Annotated in this window: 20 protein-coding genes and 2 other RNA genes; 5 read left to right on the top strand and 17 right to left on the bottom strand. The window is 73.2% G+C overall.

What is annotated here, in order from left to right; all coding sequences use genetic code 11:
- Window positions 1-4: 4 nt before the first annotated feature.
- From ACLIBK_RS19695 to ACLIBK_RS19660, 8 genes are all read right to left on the bottom strand, one after another.
- Entirely contained in the window at window positions 5-2,023 is a 2,019-nt protein-coding gene (locus ACLIBK_RS19695; RefSeq protein ID WP_415389004.1) for a peptidoglycan D,D-transpeptidase FtsI family protein, read from the bottom strand.
- Window positions 2,020-2,937: a hypothetical protein gene (locus ACLIBK_RS19690; RefSeq protein ID WP_415389003.1), complete on the bottom strand. Its 918-nt coding sequence runs from the start codon at window positions 2,935-2,937 to the stop codon at window positions 2,020-2,022. The genes ACLIBK_RS19695 and ACLIBK_RS19690 overlap by 4 nt, the downstream gene beginning before the upstream one ends.
- A complete protein-coding gene (gene rsmH / locus ACLIBK_RS19685; protein ID WP_415389002.1) occupies window positions 2,934-3,893 on the bottom strand; it encodes a 16S rRNA (cytosine(1402)-N(4))-methyltransferase RsmH in 960 nt (319 codons plus the stop codon). Before rsmH ends, ACLIBK_RS19690 begins: the two co-directional genes overlap by 4 nt.
- A complete protein-coding gene (locus ACLIBK_RS19680) occupies window positions 3,890-4,342 on the bottom strand; it encodes a division/cell wall cluster transcriptional repressor MraZ (protein ID WP_415389001.1) in 453 nt (150 codons plus the stop codon). The genes rsmH and ACLIBK_RS19680 overlap by 4 nt, the downstream gene beginning before the upstream one ends.
- A gap of 372 nt (window positions 4,343-4,714) precedes the next feature.
- Window positions 4,715-5,132: RNase P RNA component class A (rnpB, locus tag ACLIBK_RS19675), an RNA gene on the bottom strand.
- Between the two features lie 54 nt (window positions 5,133-5,186).
- Window positions 5,187-5,945, bottom strand: a complete 759-nt coding sequence (locus ACLIBK_RS19670) for an N-acetylmuramoyl-L-alanine amidase (protein WP_415389000.1) — start codon at window positions 5,943-5,945, stop codon at window positions 5,187-5,189.
- Complete coding sequence (locus tag ACLIBK_RS19665; RefSeq protein ID WP_415388999.1) at window positions 5,942-6,712, bottom strand: TerB family tellurite resistance protein; 771 nt, start codon at window positions 6,710-6,712, stop codon at window positions 5,942-5,944. Before ACLIBK_RS19665 ends, ACLIBK_RS19670 begins: the two co-directional genes overlap by 4 nt.
- Before the next feature lie 291 nt (window positions 6,713-7,003).
- Window positions 7,004-7,714, bottom strand: a complete 711-nt coding sequence (locus tag ACLIBK_RS19660) for a glutathione S-transferase (protein WP_415388998.1) — start codon at window positions 7,712-7,714, stop codon at window positions 7,004-7,006.
- A gap of 187 nt (window positions 7,715-7,901) precedes the next feature.
- Between ACLIBK_RS19660 and ACLIBK_RS19655 the strand changes: the two genes are divergently transcribed.
- Window positions 7,902-10,805 (top strand): AsmA-like C-terminal region-containing protein, encoded by a 2,904-nt coding sequence (locus tag ACLIBK_RS19655; protein ID WP_415388997.1) that lies wholly within the window; start codon window positions 7,902-7,904, stop codon window positions 10,803-10,805.
- A 286-nt stretch (window positions 10,806-11,091) separates the two neighbouring features.
- Here ACLIBK_RS19655 and ACLIBK_RS19650 read toward each other — a convergent pair whose 3' ends face one another.
- The 9 genes from ACLIBK_RS19650 to ssrA form a co-directional block, all read right to left on the bottom strand.
- Complete coding sequence (locus tag ACLIBK_RS19650) at window positions 11,092-11,436, bottom strand: hypothetical protein (RefSeq protein WP_415388996.1); 345 nt, start codon at window positions 11,434-11,436, stop codon at window positions 11,092-11,094.
- A 60-nt stretch (window positions 11,437-11,496) separates the two neighbouring features.
- Window positions 11,497-11,721 carry a ribbon-helix-helix domain-containing protein gene (locus tag ACLIBK_RS19645; RefSeq protein ID WP_415388995.1) on the bottom strand — a complete coding sequence of 75 codons (225 nt, stop codon included), beginning with the start codon at window positions 11,719-11,721 and terminating at the stop codon, window positions 11,497-11,499.
- Window positions 11,718-13,127, bottom strand: coding sequence for a class II fumarate hydratase (locus ACLIBK_RS19640; protein WP_415388994.1), 1,410 nt, complete (start codon window positions 13,125-13,127; stop codon window positions 11,718-11,720). The genes ACLIBK_RS19645 and ACLIBK_RS19640 overlap by 4 nt, the downstream gene beginning before the upstream one ends.
- A 308-nt stretch (window positions 13,128-13,435) precedes the next feature.
- A complete protein-coding gene (locus ACLIBK_RS19635) occupies window positions 13,436-13,840 on the bottom strand; it encodes a VOC family protein (RefSeq protein WP_415388993.1) in 405 nt (134 codons plus the stop codon).
- 321 nt (window positions 13,841-14,161) lie between these two features.
- Complete coding sequence (locus ACLIBK_RS19630; protein ID WP_415388992.1) at window positions 14,162-14,557, bottom strand: RidA family protein; 396 nt, start codon at window positions 14,555-14,557, stop codon at window positions 14,162-14,164.
- A 4-nt stretch (window positions 14,558-14,561) separates the two neighbouring features.
- Window positions 14,562-14,738 carry a hypothetical protein gene (locus ACLIBK_RS19625; protein WP_415388991.1) on the bottom strand — a complete coding sequence of 59 codons (177 nt, stop codon included), beginning with the start codon at window positions 14,736-14,738 and terminating at the stop codon, window positions 14,562-14,564.
- A gap of 99 nt (window positions 14,739-14,837) precedes the next feature.
- Window positions 14,838-16,481, bottom strand: a complete 1,644-nt coding sequence (locus ACLIBK_RS19620) for a fumarate hydratase (protein ID WP_415389028.1) — start codon at window positions 16,479-16,481, stop codon at window positions 14,838-14,840.
- Between the two features lie 304 nt (window positions 16,482-16,785).
- A complete protein-coding gene (locus tag ACLIBK_RS19615) occupies window positions 16,786-17,322 on the bottom strand; it encodes an SspB family protein (protein ID WP_415388990.1) in 537 nt (178 codons plus the stop codon).
- A 66-nt stretch (window positions 17,323-17,388) separates the two neighbouring features.
- Window positions 17,389-17,724, bottom strand: a transfer-messenger RNA (tmRNA) gene (gene ssrA / locus ACLIBK_RS19610).
- A 207-nt stretch (window positions 17,725-17,931) separates the two neighbouring features.
- On the opposite strand from ssrA, the gene thyX reads away from it, so the two are divergent.
- The 4 genes from thyX to ACLIBK_RS19590 form a co-directional block, all read left to right on the top strand.
- Window positions 17,932-18,870 (top strand): FAD-dependent thymidylate synthase, encoded by a 939-nt coding sequence (gene thyX, locus ACLIBK_RS19605; protein ID WP_415388989.1) that lies wholly within the window; start codon window positions 17,932-17,934, stop codon window positions 18,868-18,870.
- The gene (locus tag ACLIBK_RS19600; protein WP_415388988.1) at window positions 18,867-19,148 is read left to right on the top strand and encodes a hypothetical protein; all 282 of its coding nucleotides are present in this window, start codon (window positions 18,867-18,869) and stop codon (window positions 19,146-19,148) included. Before thyX ends, ACLIBK_RS19600 begins: the two co-directional genes overlap by 4 nt.
- A 1-nt stretch (window position 19,149) precedes the next feature.
- Window positions 19,150-20,073 (top strand): PfkB family carbohydrate kinase, encoded by a 924-nt coding sequence (locus ACLIBK_RS19595; protein ID WP_415388987.1) that lies wholly within the window; start codon window positions 19,150-19,152, stop codon window positions 20,071-20,073.
- A 274-nt stretch (window positions 20,074-20,347) separates the two neighbouring features.
- The coding region (locus ACLIBK_RS19590; RefSeq protein WP_415388986.1) for a calcium-binding protein at window positions 20,348-21,778 on the top strand (1,431 nt) is incomplete at its 3' end.

The raw sequence follows: 21,778 nt of genomic DNA, 5'->3' as shown, positions 1-21,778 counted from the left end.
CAGTTCATCGAGCCTCGGCAAGATCCGGACCCCAAGGCGCCAGCTCCTGGGGCGACGCCCCGGTCACCCGCAGCGGGTTCTGGCCCGTGGCGGGGCTGGGCGTGGCGGGGCGGGGCGGCGTGGTCACGGCGGGACGGGCCGCCGGCTGGCCGGCCGCCGGTGCGCGGCCGGCGGGCGCGTCCGCGGGGGTATTGGCGGCCTGCGCGGGAACCCGCGGCGTGGCGGGCCCGCGGCCGGGCTGCAGCGGCACGGTGATGGCGGCGTTGATCGCGGGGTCGCGCGGATCGTCCGGCACCAGCCCCAGGATGGGCGCGACGCGGGCGATCACGCTGCCCGCCGCCGGGGCAGCCACCCAGCCCGCGGTAGCGAAGCCGTGCGAGCGCGCGTTGGGCTTGGGCTCGTCCACCATGACGTAGAGCGCGTAGCGCGGCGCCTGGATCGGGAAGGCGCCGGTGAAGGCGGTGATACGCTTGTCCGCGAGGTAGCCGCCGCGCGGCCCGGTTTTCTGCGCCGTGCCGGTCTTGCCGCCCACGAAGTAGCCCGGCACCTCCGCCGACTTGGCGGAACCCTCCGTCACCACGATCCGCATCAGCCGCCGGATGGTGTCGGAGGTTTGCTGGCTGATCACCCGCACCCCGTCGCGCACCGCGCCCGGCGGCTGCGCGATCAGCGTCGGCTCGTGCAGGATGCCGCCATTGGCCAGGGCCGCGATGGCGTTGATCATGTGCAGCGGCGTCACGCTGATGCCGTGGCCGAAGCCGATCGTGTAGGTGTTGACCTCGCGCCAGCTATTGGCCGAGGGCGCCAGGGTCATGGCCGTTTCCGGCAGCTCCAGGTGGATGCGCTGCAGCAGCCCCATCCGCCCCATGAACTCGCGGTGCCGCGCCGGCCCCACCGTGGCGGCCATATGGGCCGCGCCGAGGTTGGAGGAATAGGCCAGGATTTCCGGCAGCGAGAGCCAGCGGTTCTTGCCGCGGTAGTCGGAGATGGTGAAGCGCCCCACCCGGATCGGCCGCGACGCGTCGAAGCCGCCGTAGATCGAGGTGGTGCCGGCTTCCAGCGCCATGGCCGTGGTGATCAGCTTCATGGTGGAGCCGGGCTCGTAGGTGCCCACGGTGACGCGGTTGAAGCGCTGCTCCGGCGTGGCGCCGCCGATGTCGCCCGCGTCGTAGTCCGGCAGCGACACCATCGAGATCACCTCGGAGGTGTTGATGTCCAGGATCACCCCGGCGCCGCCGATGCCGTTGTAGTCCGTGATGGCCTGCTGCACGGCGTCGCGCAGCGCCAGCTGCACGCGCACGTCGACCGACAGGCGCAGCCCGTCGTCGGGCCGCAGCCGCAGGCGCTCGTTGAAGTAGCGCTCGACGCCGGACACGCCCTCATTGTCCACGTCCACGTTGCCCAGCACGTGCACGGCGGCGCGGCCCTGCGGGTAGTAGCGGCGCTCGGCCTGGTGGAACTCCAGCCCGGCCACGCCCAGGTTGTTCACCGCCTGGGTTTCGCGCGGGGTCAGGGAGCGGGCGATATAGGCGAATTGCCGCTCGCCGGTCAGGCGATGCACCAGCCGCTCACGGTCCAGCTGCGGCAGGATGCGCACCAGTTGGTCCGCTACCTTGGCCGGGTCGTCGATCACGCTGGGATTGGCCACCAGCTCGGTCACGGGCAGCGACACGGCCAGGATCTCGCCGTTGCGGTCGGTGATCGGGCCGCGCGCCACGGAGCGGGCGACCTGCTGGGTGGCGGGCGTGGGACGCGCGGCGATGCGGCGCGGCTCCCGCGGGTCGAGCAGCGTGGCATAGGTCAGCTTCAGGCCGACCGCGGTGAACAACAGGCCGAAGCCCGCCGCCGCCAGCACCAGCCGGCCGCGGGAACGTTCCAGGGCCGCGCGCCGGGCCAGGTCGGGCTGCGCCGTCCGGGCGCCCGCGCCTTCCGTGAAGGTGGCCGCGCGGGCGCGGGGCAGGGGCGGGGCAGTCCGCCGGCCGACCGGGGCCTCGTCCGGCCGCGGCGCGCGGGGGCCGGTCATCGCGTCGCGTAGCCGGGCGACAGGGTGGCGGCGGAAGCGGAAGCGATCGGCACCGGCGGCGCCAGGAAGCCGCGCGCGCCGCCGAGCGCGGAGGCGGCGGGCGCGACCGGGGCCGGCGCAGGGGCGGCATAGCTCGGGGCGGGCGACGCGGCGATCACGGCCGGGCGGTAGAGCGGCTGCGGCGGACGCGGCGCCGGAAGGGGCGGCAACTGGGCCTGGGCGACCTCGGCCGGGGCGGGGCGGGGCGCCGGGGCGGGGCGCGATACGGCCAGCACCCGCGGCGGGGCCACGGGGCGTGGCTCGGCAAGGCGCGGGACCTCCTGGTGCACCGGCTCGGCGCGCGGCGCCGGGGCGCGCGGCGCTACGCTGGCCACGGCGGCCGGCTCGGCCGCGCGCGGGGCGGGGCGGCGGGCGGCAGCGACGGGCGTCTCGGCCGGGGGGCGCTCCCGGGGCGCCGGTGCCGCGGCAGCGGCGGCCACCAGGGCGGGCACCTCCACCGGCGCGGCGGGCCGGACCGGGGCGGCCGCGGCGACGGCCACGGCGGGCGCCGGCTCCGCGGCGGCAACCGCCACCTCGGCATCGGCGGGCGGACGGGCGGCGAAGAGGCTGGGCGCGCCGTTGAAGGCCACCGCCTGCGGCAGGCGGCGGTCGAGGTCCTGCATGCGGATGAACTGGGCCGGCTGCATCGTGTCCAGCGGCAGCAGCGCCTGCACGTTGCGGCGCAGCCGCTCGGGGTCGTTCAGCAGCTGCCATTCCGCTCGCAGGATGCCGGTGCGCGCACGCGCCGCTTCCGTCTGCCCGCGGATGTCGCGCAGCTCCTTGTCCAGAAGCGAAACCGAGTGCTTCACCTGATACAGGTGCAGCCCGGCCCCGCCCGCGGCGAGCAAGGTGAGCAGCGTCAGGGGGCGGATCATCGGTCGAGCCTTTCCATGGCGCGGAGCCTCGCGGAGCGGGCGCGCGGGTTGGCATGCAGCTCCTCCGCCCCGGGGCGGAGGGCGGAGGTGGTGAGGAGGCGGAACGCCGCCGTGGTGGGCGCCAGCAGGGCGGCCGGGTCGTGGCGCGACGCGGCGGGCTTGCGGCCGGACGCGTCGCGCAGGAAGCGCTTCACGATTCGGTCTTCCAGCGAATGGAAGGACACGGCCACCAGCCGGCCGCCGGGGGCCAGCAGCTCGGCGGCGGCGGCCAGGCCGCGCTCGATTTCGCCCAGCTCGTCGTTCACCCGCAGCCGCAGCGCCTGGAAGCTGCGGGTCGCGCTGTCGATGCCCGAAGGGTCGCGCGGCACCGCGCTGCGCACGATGCTGGCCAGCCGGCCGGTAGAGGTGATCGGCTCCTCGGCGCGGGCGGCCACCACGGCGCGGGCGACGCGGCGGGAATGGCGCTCCTCGCCCAGCTGCCAGAACAGGTCGGCGAGCTCGGCCTCGTCGAGCGTGTTCACCAGGTCGGCGGCGGAAGGGCCGGCGCGCTCCATGCGCATGTCCAGTGGCCCTTCGGCGCGAAAGGAGAAGCCCCGCTCCGGCTGGTCGAGCTGAAAGGAGGACACGCCGAAGTCGAACACCACGCCGTCCAGCCCGCCCGCGCCGGCTTCGGCCAGGATCGACCCCATGTCGCCGAAGCGGCCTTCCAGCAGGTGCAGCCGGCCGGGAAAGCGCGCGGCCAGGGCCTCGCCGCGGGCGATGGCGTCGGGGTCGCGGTCCAGCGCCCAGAGGGTGCAGTCGGCGGCCTCCAGGATGGCCGCGCTATAGCCGCCGCCGCCGAAGGTGGCGTCCAGGTAGCGGCCGCCGTCGCGCGGCGCCAGGGCGCGCAGCACCTCGGCCAGCATCACCGGCAGGTGGCCGGGCCGGTTGGCGGTGGCGGGGGCGGCGCCGCTCACGCCTGCCGGTCCCGCAGGGCCTGCAGCCGCGCCTTTTCCTTCTCGAAGGCCGCGCGCTGGCGTTCCGCCAGATTCCCCGGCGCCCAGATCTGGAAGTGCGTGCCCACCCCGGCGAAGGATACCGTGTCCGTCAGCCCGGCATGCGCCACCAGCCCGGCCGGCAGCACCACCCGGCCCTCGACGTCCGGGCGCAGCCCCTCGGCGAAGGAGAAGAGCGCCATCATCAGGTCGTCGCGCGGGTCCTCGAGCGGGTTGTCCGGCGTCGCGGTGACCGAGAACTGTTCGAAGGCCGTTTGCGGCCAGCATTCCACGCTGGGGTCCAGGGGGTGCGGCTTCAGCACCAGGTCCTGCGTGCCCAGCTTTTCCAGGATGGAGCGAAAGGGCGCGGGAATGGAGACCCGCCCCTTCTTGTCCAGCCGATTGTGATGGGTGCCCAGGAACAGGGTCATGCGCCGACAGAGCGTCCCTCCCCCAGGGCTCGGGGCGCAGGGGGATGAACCCCCGCGCCCGTTGCCGGGCAAACGGCCGGCGGAACCCCCCGATTCCGCCGGCTCGCCCGACACCCCGTTGCGGTCCCTGCAACCCCCTCAGGAAGCGACCTCACGGGATGAGGCGGGATAGCATGGGCCGGAAGCCCCCGCCAAGGGAGAAGGTGGTGTTACAAACCAATGTCGCCGTGTTGCAGGGCGGTGTGTCGCGCAGGACACGGCAGCAAAATCAGAACCTTGGCCTGCAACGCTGATACGGATTGTCAGAAATCAAAGACTTGCGCCAGGAGTTGTAAGCGCAGCGACGGACTCACTGCCGGTTGTGTGGATAAGAGTGCCAGACGGCCTGTAAGCCGGGTTCTGTCACTTTCCCGGACGGGAAAGCGGACGACCATTCCTCTGGAGCGAGTCTCGCGACCCGCTTCTCGCGGCCAACCCGGGCGACGGGGCGGAAAAGCCCCCGCGTCCGATCCTGCGGGTCGCCCCGAGAATCCACGCCGGCCGCCCCTATTCGGCCTTGCTCCCGGTGGGGTTTGCCCTGCCGCCCCCGTTGCCGGGGGCGCGGTGCGCTCTTACCGCACCGTTTCATCCTTTCCCGCGGGCACGAGGCGCGCGAGTGGTTTGTTTTCTGTGGCACTTTCCCTGGGGTTTGACCCCCGCCGGCCGTTAGCCGGCACCGTTTTTCCGTGGAGCCCGGACTTTCCTCGACACGGAGTCTCGCGATCCGTCCCGCGGCCGTCCAGCCATCTGGCACCGCGGGCTTATGCCGCCGCGGCCGACTCGGGGTCAAGCAGAGCCGGGGTTTTCAGCCCGGCCGGGCGCAGAGCGCCGCCACGGCGCGCAGCCGGGCCAGCGTGCCGGAGTCGAGCTGCCCGGTGACCGCCTGTTGCCGCCAATGCCGCTGAAAAGCGGTCAGCGCGGGTTCCGGCCGCTCGGGGTCCACGGGAAAGCCGATGCGATCCAGCAGGTCGAGCGCCTCGGGCATGCCGTCCGGCTCCGGCGCGGTGGAGTCGCCGTTGACGCCGCGCGGCCATAGGCCGACGCCCGCGGCGGCCAGCCCTTCCCAGTCGAACAGCTCGCCGGGGTCGCGCTTGCGGTCCGGCGCCACGTCGGAATGGCCCACCACGTTGCGCGCCGGGATCGGCCAGCGCCCTATGATCTCCAGGCACAGGTCGCAGAGCGCGGCCATCTGCAGGGCCGGGAAGGGGCGATAGCCGCAGGAATGGCCGGGGTTCACTACCTCGATGCCGATCGAGCGGCCGTTCAGCGCCTCGTGGCCGCGCCAGCGCGACACGCCGGCATGAAAGGCGCGCCGGGCTTCCGGCACCAGCCGGAAGATCGACCCGTCCTCCTCCACGACGTAGTGGGCGGACACCTTGGCCTCCGGGTCGCGCAGCCGGGCGATGGCCGCTGCGCCGCTCTGCATGTCCGTGTAGTGCAGCAGCAGCACGTCCACGGGCATCCCGGCCGGGCGCTCGTCCCAGTTGGGGCTGGGCAGTTCGCGGATGCGAAGGTGGGAACGGTATCCCGCCCCGTCGCGGACCGGTTCGACGCTGCTGCTCATAGCCCTCGCTCCCGCTTGATCCGGTCCCAGGCGGCGTTGATCTCCGCCACCTTGCCGGTGGCGCGCGACACCAGCTCGGCCGACATGCCGCGGGCGGTTAGGCTGTCGGGGTGGTGGTCGCGCATCAGCTGCCGCCAGGCGGCGCGCACCGTCTCGTCGCTGGCCGTGCGGCTCAGCCCGAGGGTGACGTAGGGGTCGCTGCCCTCCTCGCCCCGGGGTGGCAGGGCGTCGGGGCGAGGACGGCCGCCGCGGGCACGCTCCCAGGCCGCCGGTTCCAGCCCGAGGCGGGCATGCACCGCGCCCAGGAATTCCATCTCCGCCCGGTTCACGGGGCCATCGGCCGCGGCGACGCGGAACAGCGCCGTCAGCACGTCCTCCAGCATGCCCGGCTCGCCGGCGAAGCTTTCGCCGAGGCGCTGGGCGTAGGATTCGAACCCTTCGGAGGAATCGCGGGCGCGGTCGAAAAGCTCGCCGACGTCGCGCATGCTTTCCGGCGGGATGCGGAACTGGGTCTTGAAGGCGTCGATCTCGGCCCGCTTCACCGGCCCGTCGCATTTGGCGAGCTTGGAGGAGAGCACCACCACCGACACCGCGAAGACGGTTTCGCGCGACCCCAGCATGGCGGCGATGTTGGCACCCCCGGGCAGGGCACCGCGCAAGGCACCCTCATCGGCCGCATGGCCGAGGGATGCGCCCAGCATCGCGCCGAAGGGCCCGCCCATGGCGAAGCCGATCGTGCTGCCGATAATCTTGCCCCAGAATCCCAAATCACCCCGCCCGCGAAGCTGCCCGGCCTGCGTTCCCGCCCCCTGCGCTTAGCACGTCGCGGGCAGGGGAGGCGAAGCGTTGCGCCCCTCGTCGCGGCCCGATCATGCTGTCAGGGATGCAAACAGCGGGTCAACGCCCCGTTCCGCCCCGGGTTCCGCGGGCGATCCGCGGCCGGACCGGGGCGGAGTGTCCGGGCAGCCGGTCGCGCCGCCGGCGACCGGGCGGGGGCAGCCCCGGTCAAGCTGCGGCGGGGGGAGCCGATTCGGTGCCTCCGGCGGGCTCCGGGCGGCTCAGCCATCCAGCTCGGGGTAGTGGCGGAAGATGCCCTGCTGGTTGAAGGGCAACCGCCGCTCGCTCGCGAGGTAGCGCGCGATCCGGGGCCGGCGGGCCACGGCCGCATGCAGCGCGACGACGCGCGGCATCGCCGCCAGTTCGCGCGCCGCGGCGAGGGGAAAGGCGTAGCGCAGCCCTTCCACCACCTGGAACAGCGACAGGTCGGCATAGGTGAGGGCATCGCCCACGAGATGGGCGTCCCCGGCGGGGTTGCGCGCCAGCACCCGCTCGCACCAGCCCAGGAATTTCGGCAGCCGCTCGCTGCGGAAGTTCTCGGCCCGCCGCGCCGCCTCCGGCCGCTGGTCCTCGTAGTACAGGGAGGAGGCCACGGGGTGGTGGGTGTCGTGTACCTCGTCCACCAGGTCGGCCAGGGTCAGCTGCACCTGATGGCACCAGAGCCGCCCGACCTCCGTGGCCGGCGCCAGCCCGTGCCGCGCCCCGAGATGCAGCAGGATGGCGGCGGTCTGGCCGATCACCAGATCGCCGTCACGCAGCACCGGCGGCGCGAAGGGGATGGGCACGGTCGCCGCGTCGCCCAGGATCGCCGACACCGCGTCGCGGGACTCGCGGGCCACGTCGCAGTACGGCGCGTCCGCCTCCTCCAGCGCCAGGCGCACGAACTCGCCGCGCCCCTGAATGCCCGGCCAGTAGAAGAGTTCGTAAGCCATCCCGTGCTCTCCTTCGCGGCGGAGCAACGCGGCCGAGGCGCCGGGGCTGCGGCGCGGGTGTGGACGCGCCGGACGCCCCCGCGCATCGTGCCGCCGGATTCGGTGCAGCGCGGGATCGTTTCATGATGGGCGGGGAGTTCTGGGCGGAGCATGGCGGGGCGGTGGCCGCGCCTCCCCTGCCACGACTGTGAACGCGCCCCGCCGCTTCGCCGCGCTGGGCGCGCTGCTGCTGGTGCTGCTCCTCGGCGGCCTGTGGCTGGCGCCGCGGCTGACGGACTGGACGGCCCGGCGCGACCAGCTGGCGGCGGTGGCGGCGGACCGGCTGGGCCGGCCGGTGTCGCTGTCCGGCCCGGTGCGGCTGGTGCTGCTGCCCAGCCCGAGGCTGGAAGCCGAAGGCGTGTCCGTCGGCCGCCCCGAGGACCCGCTGGGCTTCGGCGCCCGCGCCCTGCGGCTGCGGCTGGACGGCTGGGCACTGCTGCGCGGCCAGCTTTCCCCGCGCGAGGTCACGCTGGTGGGCGCCGATATCCGCCTGCCCTGGCCACCCGTGCCGAGCTTCACCTTTTCCGCCGGCCTCAGCGGCTTCGAGGGCGAGGTGGTGGACGGGCGCGTCACGGTCGGCGCCGCGGTGCTGCAGCAGGTGCGCGCCCGCTTCTCCGCCGGGGCGGAATCCGATGCGCTGCGGGCCGAGGGGACCTTCGTGCCGGCCCCGACCCTGCCCGGGGCCGCGGCACCCGGGGGCGCGCCGGTGCCGGCACCCTGGGCCGGGCGTGAGGTTCGCTTCGTGGCCACGCTCGGCCGGGCGGGCTTCGACGGCGCCATGCCGCTGGACCTGACCCTGTCCTCCGGCGGCACGGCCATCGCCGCGCGCGGGGTGCTGCCACCCTCGGGCGGGCTGGAAGGCACTGCGGAAGCTTCGGGCCCCGACCTGTCGGTGCTGCTGCCCGGGCCGCCCGGGGCCTTTCGCGCTTCGGGGCGCCTCTCGGCCTCGGCCGAGCTGATCGTGGCGGACGAGCTGTCGCTGGACGTGGCGGGCAGCCCGGCGCGCGGGGCGCTGACGCTGCGGCTGCGGCCGGCGCCCCGGCTCGACCTCGCCCTGGCGGCGGGGCGGCTGGAACTGGACCCCTGGCTCGCCTCGCTGCGCGGCACCGGCGGCATTCCCTTCGGCCTGGACCTTTCGGCGGAAGCGGCGGTTGTGCGCGGCATGCCGCTGCGGCGCCTGCGCGCCTCCGTGGTGCGGGAGGGCGACCGCATCAGCCTGACCGACGCCTCCGCCCTGCTGCCCGGCGACACGGCGGTGGACCTGGCCGGCGCCACCGCCGGCGGCCGGCTGGAAGCCATGCTGAGCTTCGAGGGAACGGAGCTGCGCACCACCCTGGCCGCGCTGGGCTGGCCGCTGGACAGCCTCGCCCCCAGCCGGCTGCGGCGCGGCGAGGGCCGGGCGCGGCTGGTGCTGGAGGACGGGCAGGCGGCGCTGCCGGAGATTTCCGCCACGATCGACGGCTCCCGCCTCTCGGGGGCGGGGGTGCTGCGCACCGGGGCGCGCCCGGCGCTGGGTCTGGGGCTGACGCTGGACCGGCTGGACCTGGACGGTTTGGTGCGGCCCGGCCGCTCCTGGGAGGAGTTGTCGCGCGACCTCGGCAGCTTCGACGCCAACCTGCGCCTCGCGGTGGACCAGTTGGGGCTGGGCGCGGCGCTGGGCGGCGTGGCGGCGGAGCGCACCAGCCTGGACGCGGCGCTGGAGAACGGGCGCCTGACCGTGCGGCAGCTCACCGGCCGGCTGGCCGGCGCGGAGATCAGCGCGTCCGGCGCCGTGCTGCTGGGCCCGCAGCCGCGGCTGGCCGAGCTGGGGCTGGAGCTGGCCGCCCCCGACCCGCGGCCGCTCTTCGCGCTGATCCCCGGCGGCTGGCCCGACACCACCCGGCTGGCGGCGGAGCCCCTGACGCTGCGCCTGTCCGGCAACGGTTCCCCGGACGCGCTGGCGCTGCGGACGGAAGCGGACTGGGCCGAACTGCGCCTGGAAAGCAACGGCACGCTGAACCTGCCGGGGCGGCGGGCCGCCGCTTCCGTGACGCTGCGCCATCCCGGCGCGCCGCGGCTGGTGGCGGCGCTGGCGGGGCCGGGCCGCGGCGACTGGCTGGGCGAGGGCTCGATGGCGCTGGTGATGCAGCTCGCCGCGGCACCGCAGGGCGTGATGGCCGAGCGCTTCGACCTGGTGGCGGGCGGGTTGCGCGCCGGCGGGCAGCTCGCCCTGGCGACAGGCGGCGTCCGGCCGCGGCTGTCCGGCCGGATCGCCGCGGAAAGCCTGCCCGTGCCGCTGCCCGAAGGCCGCTGGGAGGAGCCGCTGCAGCTCGCGCCCCTGCGCGCCCTGGATGCCGAGCTGGTGCTGACGGCGCAGCGCCTGGGGCCCTGGGGCGTGCCGGTGCTGGAGGACGCCGAGGGCGGGCTGCTCCTGCGCGACGGCGCGCTGCGGCTCAGCCTGGTGCGCGCCGGGATTTCCGGCGGCACCGTGGCGGGCGTGTTCGGGCTGGACGCCGCCGGTCCCGTGCCGCGCCTGACGCTGGACGGCGAGCTGACCGGAGCGGCGGTGACGGGGGCGCTGTTCGGCCTGCCCTTCGACCTCACCGGCGGGCGGCTGGACGCGACGGCGAAGCTGCAGGCGGTGGGCAGCAGCCCGGCGGCGCTGCTGGCGACGCTGGGCGGCGAGGCCTCGCTGCGGGCGCGCGACGGCGTGCTGGTGGGGCTGGACGCCGCCAACGCGCAGCAATCGGCGCTGATCCCCGGGCCGGGGGCGGAAGCGGCGCTGCGGCAGGCGCTGCGGGGCGGCGGCACCGCCTTCGGCACGCTGGACGTGGCGGCGAGGTTGGACCAGGGGCGCGCGGTGCTGTCGCAGGCGGCGCTCTCGGCCGAAGGGGTGCGGCTGGAAGCGTCCGGCGAGGTGGACCTGGCACGCTCCGCGCTGGATCTGGCCCTGGCCCTGCGGCAACCCGAAGGGCCGGACCCGGTGCTGCGCCTGACCGGCAACCCGGCGCGGCCACGCCGCGTGCCGGAACTGGCGCCCTGGCTGCGCTGGCGCGCCGAGCGGGGCGGCTGATCCGGAGGCCGTTGCGGGCCGCGGGAGGTGGCCGTTTGCCTTACTTCCTTACCTTCTTACTTCCTTACCGCGGGCCCCCGCGGCAGGGCCGTTTCCAGAATATAATCCTACAACTTCAAGCGGTTGGCAGTCAAGCACGGTGATGTCCGTGGCAGATTTCGCCGTTTCTGCCACTTCCGGCGTTTTCTGCCATTTTCAGCGCTTTCTGGCATTTCTGGCCCGTCCAGACCGCGCCGGCGGGCGGCCGATCCACGACGCAGGCCGGGACTTGCGGAAAAGTTTGGTTTCAGCGGGCGGTGCTGCCGCTGCCATTGGGCGGCGTCACCAGGGGCATGCTGCGCGGCGGCGGCTCGGGGGTGGGGGCGACGATGCCCGGGTCGGCCGTGGTGCTCGGGGTCGGGGCGGCCGGGCCCGGCACCAGGATGGGGTCGGCGGGCCGGGGCGCGGGCTGGGCGCCGCGCGGCGGGCTGCCGGCCGGCGGGCTGGGGATCGCATCGCCCGGGGCGGGTGCAGGAGCGGCCGGGGCAGCCGGGGCGCCCGGGCCGGCGGGCTGGGCCACGGCGAGCGGGGCCAGGAGCAGCAGGCCGGCCGTCCAGAACAGGACCCGGCCGCGGTTTGCCGTCGTTGCCATACTGGTTTCTCCTCGCGCGCGCTCCGGTCGAACCGGCGAGCCCTCTCGGCGGTTGCGTGGTCAGTCCCGGTTGGCGGCTTCCGCCAGCGCCAGCAGGCGCAGCGCCGAGGCCAGGGGCGGGGCGCCCTCTTCCCCCCGCCCGGCATCCACGGCCGCCACCAGCCGGGCGAGGCCGAGGCCGCGCCGCGCCGCCACCGCCTCCAGCGCCGACCAGAATTCCCGCTCCAGGGCCACCGAGGTCCGGTGGCCCGCCAGCGTGAAGGACCGCTTGACGAGGTTGCTCACCCGCCCGCCAGGGTGGCTCCGGGATGCAGCATGTCCTCCGGCCGCACCCAGCGGTCGAAATCCTCGGGCGACACGTGGCCCAGGCGGGACGCGGCCTCGCGCAGCGGCAGCCCTTCGCGCAGCGCCAGCTTGCCGATCTGCACGGCCTTGTCGTAGCCGATATGCGGGTTCAGCGCCGTCACCAGCATCAGCGAGTTGGCCAGGTTCTGGGCGATGCGGTCCAGGTTGGGCTCCAGCTTGTCCACCATGTTGCGGGCGAAGCTTTCCGCCACGTCGGCCAGCAGGTTGGCCGATTGCAGCACGGCCTGGATGATCACCGGCTTGAACACGTTGAGTTCCAGAAAGCTCTGCGCCCCCGCCACCGTGACCGTGGTGGTGTTCCCCATCACCTGGGCGCAAACCATGGTCAGCGCCTCGGACTGGGTGGGGTTGGTCTTGCCCGGCATGATGGAGGAGGAAAGCCCGTCCGCCGGGATCACCAGCTCCGACAACCCGGAGCGCGGGCCGGAGCCCAGCAGGCGGATGTCGTTGCCCAGCTTGTTGAGCGACACGGCCAGCACGTTCATCGCGCCCTGCAGTTCCACCAGCGCGTCGTGCGCGCCCATGCCCTCGAAGGGATTGGGATTGGCGGTGAAGGGCAGGCCGGTGAGTGCGGCCATGCGCTCGGCAAAGACGCGGGCGAAATCGGCATGGGTGTTCAGCCCGGTGCCGGCGGCGGTGCCGCCCTGGGCCAGCGGCATCAGCCGCGGCAGGGTGTCGCGCAGGCGCGCGAGGCCGAGCTCCACCTGGCGCGCCCAGGCGGCGAATTCCTGGCCCAGCGTCACCGGCACGGCGTCCATCATGTGGGTGCGGCCGACCTTGACCACGCCCTCCCATTCCCGGGCGCGGCGGGCGAGGCTCTCGTGCAGCACCTCCAGGGCGGGCAGCAGGCGCTTGGTGACCGCCTCGGCGGCCGCGACGTGCATCACCGTGGGGAAGCTGTCGTTGGAGGACTGGCCGCGGTTGACGTGGTCGTTGGGATGCACCGGCTGGCGGGAGCCCAGGGGCTGCCCGAGCATCTCGTTGGCGCGGTTCGAGATGACCTCGTTGGCGTTCATGTTGGTCTGGGTGCCCGAGCCCGTCTGCCACACCGGCAGGGGGAAGTCGGCGTCGCGCCGGTTCTCCGCGATCTCGGTGGCGGCGGCGATGATCGGGTCGGCGATCTCGGCCGGCAGCTCGCCCAGCGCCTTGTTGGCCTCCGCCGCCGCGCGCTTCTGCAGCCCGACGGCGCGGATCAGCCCGGGGGGGAAGTGCTCGGCGCCGATGCGGAACAGCTGGCGGGCGCGTTCGGTCTGCGGGCCCCAGTAGCGGTCGGCCGGGATCTCGATGGTGCCGAGACTGTCCGTTTCGGTGCGGGTGTCGGGCATGGCCGGGGTCCTTGTTCCTGCGGAGGCCGACAGGTGGGCGGTGCGGCCCGCGGCGCAAAGCGGGCAGGAGCGAGGCGAGGCCCCCGTAGGCCCCGAACTCACGGCAGCGTGCATCGCGCTGCTGCCCGGGGCATGTCCTGAGCGGGGAAGGCCGGGGGAGTGAACTCCCCCGAGCCCCCTCCTTTTTTCGGGAGTAAAAGTGCCCCGGTGGTCACCGGCGCGCCCGCAGACTCCCGAAAAAAGAAGGGGGTCCGGGGGGATACTTCCCCCCGGCTTGCTGCCCTCAAGAAGCCGGAGGCTCGACGGCGTCAGTCGTGCCGCGAGTAGGTGGAAATCTCGATCAGATTGCCCTCGGGGTCGCGGCAATACACGGAGGTGATCGGCCCCAGCGCGCCCCATTTCGGCGCCGGTCCCTCCGTGATCTCCACCCCGCATTCGCGCAGGTGCTCGGTCACGTCCTCGGCCGACACGGCGACGATGAAGCACAGGTCCTGCACGCCGGGGGCGGCAGCCCGGCCGCTGTCCCATTCCACCGGGCCGGAGGTCGCCGGGCGCAGGTTGATCTTCTGGCCACCGAAGCGCAGCGCCGTGCGGTTCTGCGGCCCGAAGGCTTCCCGCTCCATGCCCAGCACGCGCTGGTACCAGGAGGCCGTGACCTCGACATCGGCGCAGGTGATCACGAGGTGGTCGAGCCGGTCCACGGCGAAGCGCATCAAGGAAATCCCTTCAGGGAAGCGGGTCGCCCGCCCGTCCAGGGCTCGCCAGGGGCCGGAGCGGCGCCCGGCGGACGGGATGCGGAACGGGAAGCGTCGGCGGCGGCGCCGACGGGGCGGGCGGATCGCGGCGTCCGGGAGCCTTTCCGTGCGGTCGGCACGGCAGTGTCGGTCATGGTCCGGCGCATCCACTGTGCGAGCCCGCCACATGGCCGAGACTGCCGGTGGAGGTCAACTCGGCAGGAGCATGCCCTGGTTCCGGCCCGTCTCGGCCTGCGGGCGGCGGGTGGCGCCCGCAGGCCCCACGCCGTTGCGCCGGTGTCAGGGGGAACCGGGTTCCGGCAAACGCGCCGTGACCTCGATCTCGATGCGCATGGCGTCGGTCTGCAGGCCGGCATGGATCAGGGTGGCGGCGGGGCGGGCGCGGGCGAGGTGGCGGCGCACCACCGGCCAGCAGGGTTCCCAGTCTTCCCGCTGCGGCACGATGAAGCGCACCCGCACCACCTCGTCCAGCGAGGCGCCGGCCTCGGCCAGGGCCTCGGCGATGTTGCGGAAGCACTGCTCGCACTGTTCCACCACGCCGGGCGCGATGGTCATGGCGGCGTAGTCGTAGCCGGTGGTGCCGGACACGAAGACGTCGCGCCCGTCCACCACTGCGCGGGAATAGCCGATCTCCTCCTCGAAGCGGCTTCCGGAGGAGATGCGGCGCCGGGTCACGGGATCAGTGGGGCGGGGCCGGGTATTGCTGGGCGATCACCTCGCGGGCGCGCTCCTCCGTGTCGAAGGGACCGTCCACCAGCGTGCCGCGGTCGTCCAGCACGTACCAGCCCGGGCCGTTGAAGCGGGTGTCGCGGGGCGAGCCGTCCTCCGGGGCGCGGTCCAGATACGTCGTGTTCATGCGCGAGGCGTCCCGGCCACGGGGTGCAGGCGTCCCGGCCGCGGGGGCCGGGCAGGATGCGGCCGCCGCGCCCGCGAGGACACGGCGGCCGGCGGGTGCTTATTCCAGCCCGTCGTAGAAATCGTGGCCCTTGTCGTCCACCACGATGAACGCGGGGAAATCCTCGACCTCGATCTTCCACACCGCTTCCATGCCGAGCTCGGGGTATTCCAGCACCTCGACCTTGCGGATGCAGTCCTGAGCCAGCCGGGCGGCGGGACCGCCGACGGAGCCCAGGTAGAAGCCGCCGTTGACCTGGCAGGCAGCGGTGACGGCGCGGGAGCGATTGCCCTTGGCCAGCATCACCAGGGAGCCGCCGGCGGCCTGGAACTCCGCCACGTAGCTGTCCATGCGCCCGGCGGTGGTGGGGCCGAAGGAGCCCGTCGCCATGCCGTCCGGCGTCTTGGCCGGGCCGGCGTAGTAGACCGGGTGGTCCTTCAGGTATTGCGGCAGGCCCTGGCCGGCATCGAGCCGTTCCTTGAGCTTGGCGTGGGCGATGTCGCGGGCCACCACGATGGTGCCGGTCAGCGACACCCGGGTCTTCACCGGATGCCGGCTCAGCTCGGCCCGGATCTCGTCCATCGGGCGGTTGAGGTCGATCTTCACCACCTCGCCGCCCAGGATCTCCTCCGTGTGCTCGGGCAGGTACTTGGCGGGGTCGTGCTCCAGCTCCTCCAGGAACACGCCCTCGGCGTTGATCACCGCCTTGATCTGCCGGTCGGCCGAGCAGGACACGCCGATGCCGATGGGCAGGGAGGCGCCGTGCCGGGGCAGGCGGACGATGCGCACGTCGTGGCAGAAATACTTGCCGCCGAACTGCGCGCCGATGCCGATGTTCTGGGTCAGCTTGTGGACCTCGGCTTCCAGCTCCTTGTCGCGGAAGGCGTGGCCGGTGCGGTCGCCGTGGTCGGGCAGGCTGTCCAGCCAACGGGTGGAGGCGAGCTTGACCGTCTTGAGGCAGGTTTCCGCCGAAGTGCCGCCGATCACGATGCTCAGGTGGTAGGGCGGGCAGGCCGAGGTGCCGAGCGTCTTGATCTTCTCTTCCAGGAAGGCCAGCAGCTTGGGCTTGTTCAGCACCGCGCGGGTCTGCTGGAACAGGAAGGTCTTGTTGGCCGATCCGCCGCCCTTGAGCACGAACATCAGCTTGAACTCGTCGGCGTGGTGCTCGCCGGGGTTCGCGTAGATGTCGAACTGGACGGGGAGGTTGTTGCCGGTGTTGACCTCCTCGAACATCGTCAGCGGCGCCATCTGCGAATAGCGCAGGTTGGTCTCGGTGTAGGTGCGGTGGACGCCGTAGCTCAGCGCCTCCTCCTCGTCGCCCTCGACCCAGACGCGCTGGCCCTTCTTGCCGAACACAATGGCGGTGCCGGTGTCCTGGCACATCGGCAAGACGCCGCCGGCGGCGATGTTGGCGTTCTTCAGCAGGTCCAGCGCCACGAAGCGGTCGTTGGCAGAGGCCTCGGGGTCCTCCAGGATGCGGCGCAGCTGCGCCAGGTGGCCGGGGCGCAGCAGGTGCGACACGTCGCGGCAGGCGGCGAAGGCCAGGTCTTCCAGCGCCTGGGTCGGCACCTTCAGGACGCGCTTGCCCTCGACCTCGATGGTGCGGATGCCCTCGATGGGCAGGCGGCGGTAGGGGGTGGTGTCCTCGCCCAGCGGGAAGACGGGGCTGTAGGCGAAGCCCTTGCTGCGGGTGCCGACGGGCATGCCCGCATCGGCTTCGCTGTGGCCGGCACCGCCGACGGGGGAGGGGGCGTCGAGGGTGGTGCTCACGGTCGCTCTCCGGATCAAGCAGGAAGAAAGGTCCGCCCCGCTCTAGCGCAACGAACGACACCGTGACAGCCGCGAAGGCGGCACGGGTTCCTTGCGTGGGGCGCGCGGCAGGACCGGCTCCGCGACACGGCGGGCCGGTCTCGGAGATGGTTCCCCGGCCCTTCCCGACCAAGGGGATGCGGCCCGATTCCGCGGCCGTCCGGGGTGCTGCGCCCGGCTTGCCGCGGCAGTCCGCGGATCAGTCGCGCGTGGTGCCCGGACGGCGGCGGAAGGCATCCAGGCTGACGACCTGGGCGGGGCCCGGCGGGGGCGGCTCAGGGGGCGGTTCTGCGGCGGGGAGCAGGTCGGTGGGTTCGGACTCCGCCTCCGGCTCGCCCTCTTCCTCCCCGGGCGGGCCGAAGCGAAGGCCGAGCCGCACCTGGGGGTCCAGGAAGGCGGTGATGGCGTCGAAGGGCACCACCAGGGTCGAGGGGGTGCCGCCGAAGCTCAGCCCCACCGAAACCTGCCGCGCCGCCCGGTCGACCTTCAGGTCCCAGAACTGGTGCTGCAGGACGATGGTCATCTCCTGCGGGTAGCGCGCGCGCAGGTGGCCCGGCACGACCACGCCCGGGGCGCCGGTGCGGAAGGTGAGGTAGAAATGGTGCTCGCCGGGCAGCCCGTGCTCCCCCGCATGCGCCAGGGCACGGAGCGCGACCTCGCGCATCGCCTCCTCGGTCCACCGGTCATAGGGCAGCAGGCTGTCCGCGAAATGCGGCTGGTCGGGGGTGTCGCTCATGGGATATCTATTCCGCTCGCCCTGAGTTTAGGAACGAAGCCGCGGCGGCGCCAGCGGGGCGGCGAAAGTGGGGGGATTCTGTTGCCCGGTTCCCCCCGGACCGCGCTTACCTATTCCTAGGCAGCGAGCGCCACAGCCTCGCGGCTGTTATCGTTGGCACTTATGATTTAGCCCGATAACGGCGGTACAATGCCGGGCAAAAGCTACGTCTTTACCTCGCGCGTCGAGCCTGTTTCGCCCCCGAACGTCCTTGCTGCCCCCGGGTGATAAGGCCGGGGAAGGATGGTGGAGGCGCCGGGTACTGCCCCCGGGTCCGCAACGCTTATTCCACGTAACGTTTATCGCCATAGTCCCCGAGGGGACGGAGGACATATAGGCGACGTTGCCCGGGAAATCGAGGGGGGAGCGGTGGTCGTCCCCACGCGGTTTTCCGGTTCCGGCCGTTCCGCCCAGGCCCGCGGCGACGGGCTGAGGATACCGGGGATAACGGCCAGCGCCCCTCGACGCGGGGTGCCGCGGGGCGGATGCCGCGTCTACAGTCGCGTCTCGCCGGCGCGGCGGGACCGGACGGGGTGGCCGGGCCGCGCGCGGGCAGCTAAGGGGCGGGCCATGGACTTCACCGACGCGCAACTCGCGGAACTGGCCGAGGCGCGCGAGCAGCGCTTCCAGACCCGCCGCCCCACCGTGCCCGCGCTGGAAGCCATGCTGTTCGAGCCGCTGCCGGTGCTGGACCACGGCTTCGTGCGGGTGGTGGACTACATGGGCGATGACGCCGCGGTGGTGCAGGCGGCGCGCGTGTCCTACGGCCGCGGCACCCGGGCGGCCAACGAGGATCGCGGGCTGATCCGCTACCTGCTGCGGCACCGCCATTCCACGCCCTTCGAGATGTGCGAGATCAAGTTCCACGCCAAGCTGCCGATCTTCGTGGCGCGGCAGTGGATCCGCCATCGCATGGCCAACGTGAACGAGTATTCCGCCCGGTATTCCGTGCTGGACCGGGAATTCTACCTGCCCGACCGCGCCGCGCTGGCCGCGCAGTCCAGCAGCAACCGCCAGGGCCGCGGCGCGGTGCTGGAGGGCGAGGAAGCCGAGCGCGTGCTGGGCCTGCTGCGCGATGATGCCGGCCGCAACTACGACCATTACCTGGAGATGCTGAACGAGGACGAGTCGGGCCAGCCGATCGACCCGTCCCGCCAGGGCCTGGCGCGCGAGCTGGCGCGGATGAACCTGACCCTGAACGCCTATACCCAGTGGTACTGGAAGGCCGACCTCCACAACCTCATGAGCTTCCTGAGCCTGCGCGCCGACCCGCACGCCCAGTACGAGATCCGCGTCTATGCCGACGCCATGCTGCGCGTGCTGGAAGCCTGGGTGCCGCTGTGTGCCGAGGCGTTCCGGGAATACCGGCTGGGCGCGGTGACGCTGTCCGCGCGCATGCTGGAAGCGGTGCGCGGGATGCTGGCCGGGCAGGCGGTGACGGCCGAGGCCTCGGGGCTGAGCAAGCGCGAATGGCGGGAACTGCTGGCGGTGCTGGGACGCGACGCGTGAGCGGCGCCGCCGTCAAGCGTGACGGCAGCAGCAAGCCGGCCCGGCGGGTGAGCAGCCCGCCGCCCCGCCCCGCCGGCGGCAGCAAGAACAAGAACGCCGGGCGGTCGCAGCCCGGCGCGCCGCGGCGGCCCTGGTGGCGTCGCCCGGTTTCCGTCACCGCCATCCTGCTGGCGCTGTTTATCGGCTTGCCCCTGGCGCAGGCGCTGCTGGGCGACCTGGGGGCGATCATGCTCGGCTGCCTGCTGGCGGGCTTCGCGCTGGGGCGCGCGACCGCATGAGGTGCGCTGCGCGATCTCGCCGGGGCGGGCCGGGCTGATGGGCGTGCTGGTGTTCGGCTCGGCCAATGCCGACCTGGTGTTTCCAGTGCCGGAGCTGCCAGCCCCCGGGCGCACGGTGATGGGGCAGGCCTGGCGGGCACTGCCCGGTGGGAAGGGCGCCAACCAGGCGGTTGCCGCGGCGCGAGACGGGGTGCCCACGGCGTTTGCCGGCGCGGTCGGCCGCGATGCCCTCGCGGCGGTGGCGATGTCGGCCCTGCGCGATTCCGGGGTGGACCTGACCCGCTTGCGGGACACCGACGCGCCGACCGGGGCGGCCTGCATCTGCGTGGACCAGGCGGGGCGCAACCAGATCGCCGTGGCGCCCGGGGCCAACGCGCTGGCCCGTGCCGACCAGGTCGAGGACGCCATCCTGTCACCAGCCACCGTCCTGCTGCTGCAGATGGAAGTGCCGGTGGCGGAGATGGAGCAGCTGATCGGGCGCGCCCGGCGGCGGGGCGCCCGGGTGGTGCTGAACTTCGCGCCGCCCGAGGATGCGCTCTCCCTGCTGGGAGGGCTGGACCTGCTCGTGGCCAATGAGCACGAGGCGGCCTGGTTGGCCGACCGGCTGGGATCATCCCCCGACGCCCAGGCCCTGCGGGCGGCCCTGGGCGTGGATGTCGCGGTCACGCGCGGCGAGGCCGGGGCGGACGCCGCTACGGCGGCGGCGATCCTGCACCAGCCCGCCTTCGCGGCCAGCGTGGTCGATACCACGGGGGCGGGGGATTGCTGGTGCGGGGTGCTCGCGGCGGGTTTGTCGCGGGGCGAGCCCCTGGCCGCGGCCATGCGACGGGCGGCGGCGGCGGCCTCGATCGCCATCGGGCGGACCGGTGCGGCCGCGGCTATGCCGCTGCAGGCCGAAACCGAAGCGGCGCTGCTCCGCGGCTGAACTGCCCCTGAGGAGGCATCGGCCCTCCCGCCAGCGAATCGAATCCGAAGAACGCAACTTCAGGTTGAAACTTGCTCTGCATCCATCTGTTGCAATTATAGCTATACAACCAGTGGATGTACACGATGGCGTGAGTTAAGAAGTTGTTGGTGATGCTGCAGCGCATCGCGGCCGTCCACTTCTCCGCCAAGCTCCTTGCCTCTTCGCTGACCTGCGCTGTCGGGCCACGCGCGAGCGGGAAGAGGTGCTTGGTGCCACTCACGGGGGCATGAGCATGAGCCAGGAACCGAATTTTTCCCTGCTGCGTCCGGCGGACCGTTTGTTCCGGATGGGCCGTGACCTGAACGACGTGCTGCTGGGCACGGCGGGGTCGGACAGCATCGATGGCGCGGGCGGGGACGATAAGCTGTTGGGTGGCGAGGGCGACGACCTGCTGCGGGGTGGGTTGGGGGCTGACCGGGTGTTCGGGGAGGCCGGAAACGACCGGCTGGGCGGGGATGCGGGCGACGACCAGCTCGGCGGCGGGGCCGGGCAGGACCTGATCTTCGGCGACGAGGGCGACGACAAGCTGTTCGGCGAGGATGGCGCGGACACGCTGCTGGGCGGCGTGGGGAGCGACCTGCTGAACGGGGGTGCGGGCGGTGACCTGGCCTATGGCGGCGAGGGTGCCGATACCCTGGTGGGCGAGGCGGGCAACGACCGGGCCTATGGCGGGCTGGGCAACGACACGCTGCTGGGCGGCGAGGGCGATGACGCGCTGTTCGGTGAGGAAGGCGACGACCGCATCGATGGCGGCGACGGGCAGGACACGCTGGAGGGCGGCGGCGGCAACGACACGCTGCTGGCGGGGCTGGGCAACGACACGCTGAGCGGCGGCCTGGGCAACGACGCGCTGCGGGCCGGTGCTGGCGACGACAAGCTCTACGGCAACGACGGCGCGGACAGCCTCTACGGCGAGGCGGGGCTGGACACGCTGATAGGTGGCGCGGGCAACGACACGCTGTACGGCGGCGACGGGGCGGACAGCGTCTATGGCGAGCTGGGCGACGACCTGGCCTATGGCGGGCTGGGCAACGACACGCTGTCGGGTGCGGAAGGCAGCGACAAGCTCTACGGCGAGACGGGCGACGACCGGCTGGACGGGGGCGAGGGCAACAACCTGCTCGACGGCGGCGATGGCAACGACCGGCTGGCAGCGGGCCTGGGCAGTGACACGCTGCTGGGCGGGCTGGGCAACGACACATTGCTGGGCGGTGGTGGCCGGAACCTGTTGGACGGCGGGGCGGGCGACGACCAGCTGACCACCGGCGCGGGCGACGACACGCTGACGGGTGGCCTGGGCAACGACCTGCTGGACGGTGGCGACGGGCAGGACGTGCTGAACGGCGGTGACGGCAACGACCGGCTGCTGGCGGGGCTGGGCAACGACACGCTGAGCGGCGGGCTGGGCCACGATCTGCTGGACGGCGGCGAGGGGCGGGACCTGCTCAAGGGTGCCGAGGGTGACGACACGCTGATCGGCGGCGCGGGCGACGACACGCTGGACGGCGGCGACGGGCAGGACACGCTGGAGGGTGGCGATGGCAACGACACGCTGCTGGCGGGGCTGGGCAACGACACGCTGAGCGGCGGCCTGGGCAACGACGCGCTGCGGGCCGGTGCTGGCGACGACAAGCTCTACGGCAACGACGGCGCGGACAGCCTC

The organism is Roseomonas sp. BN140053 (assembly GCF_047690175.1).
Classification (GTDB): domain Bacteria; phylum Pseudomonadota; class Alphaproteobacteria; order Acetobacterales; family Acetobacteraceae; genus Roseomonas.
The sequence above is the reverse complement of the archived record's forward strand: the minus strand, read 5'-3'. Positions and strand labels throughout refer to the sequence as shown.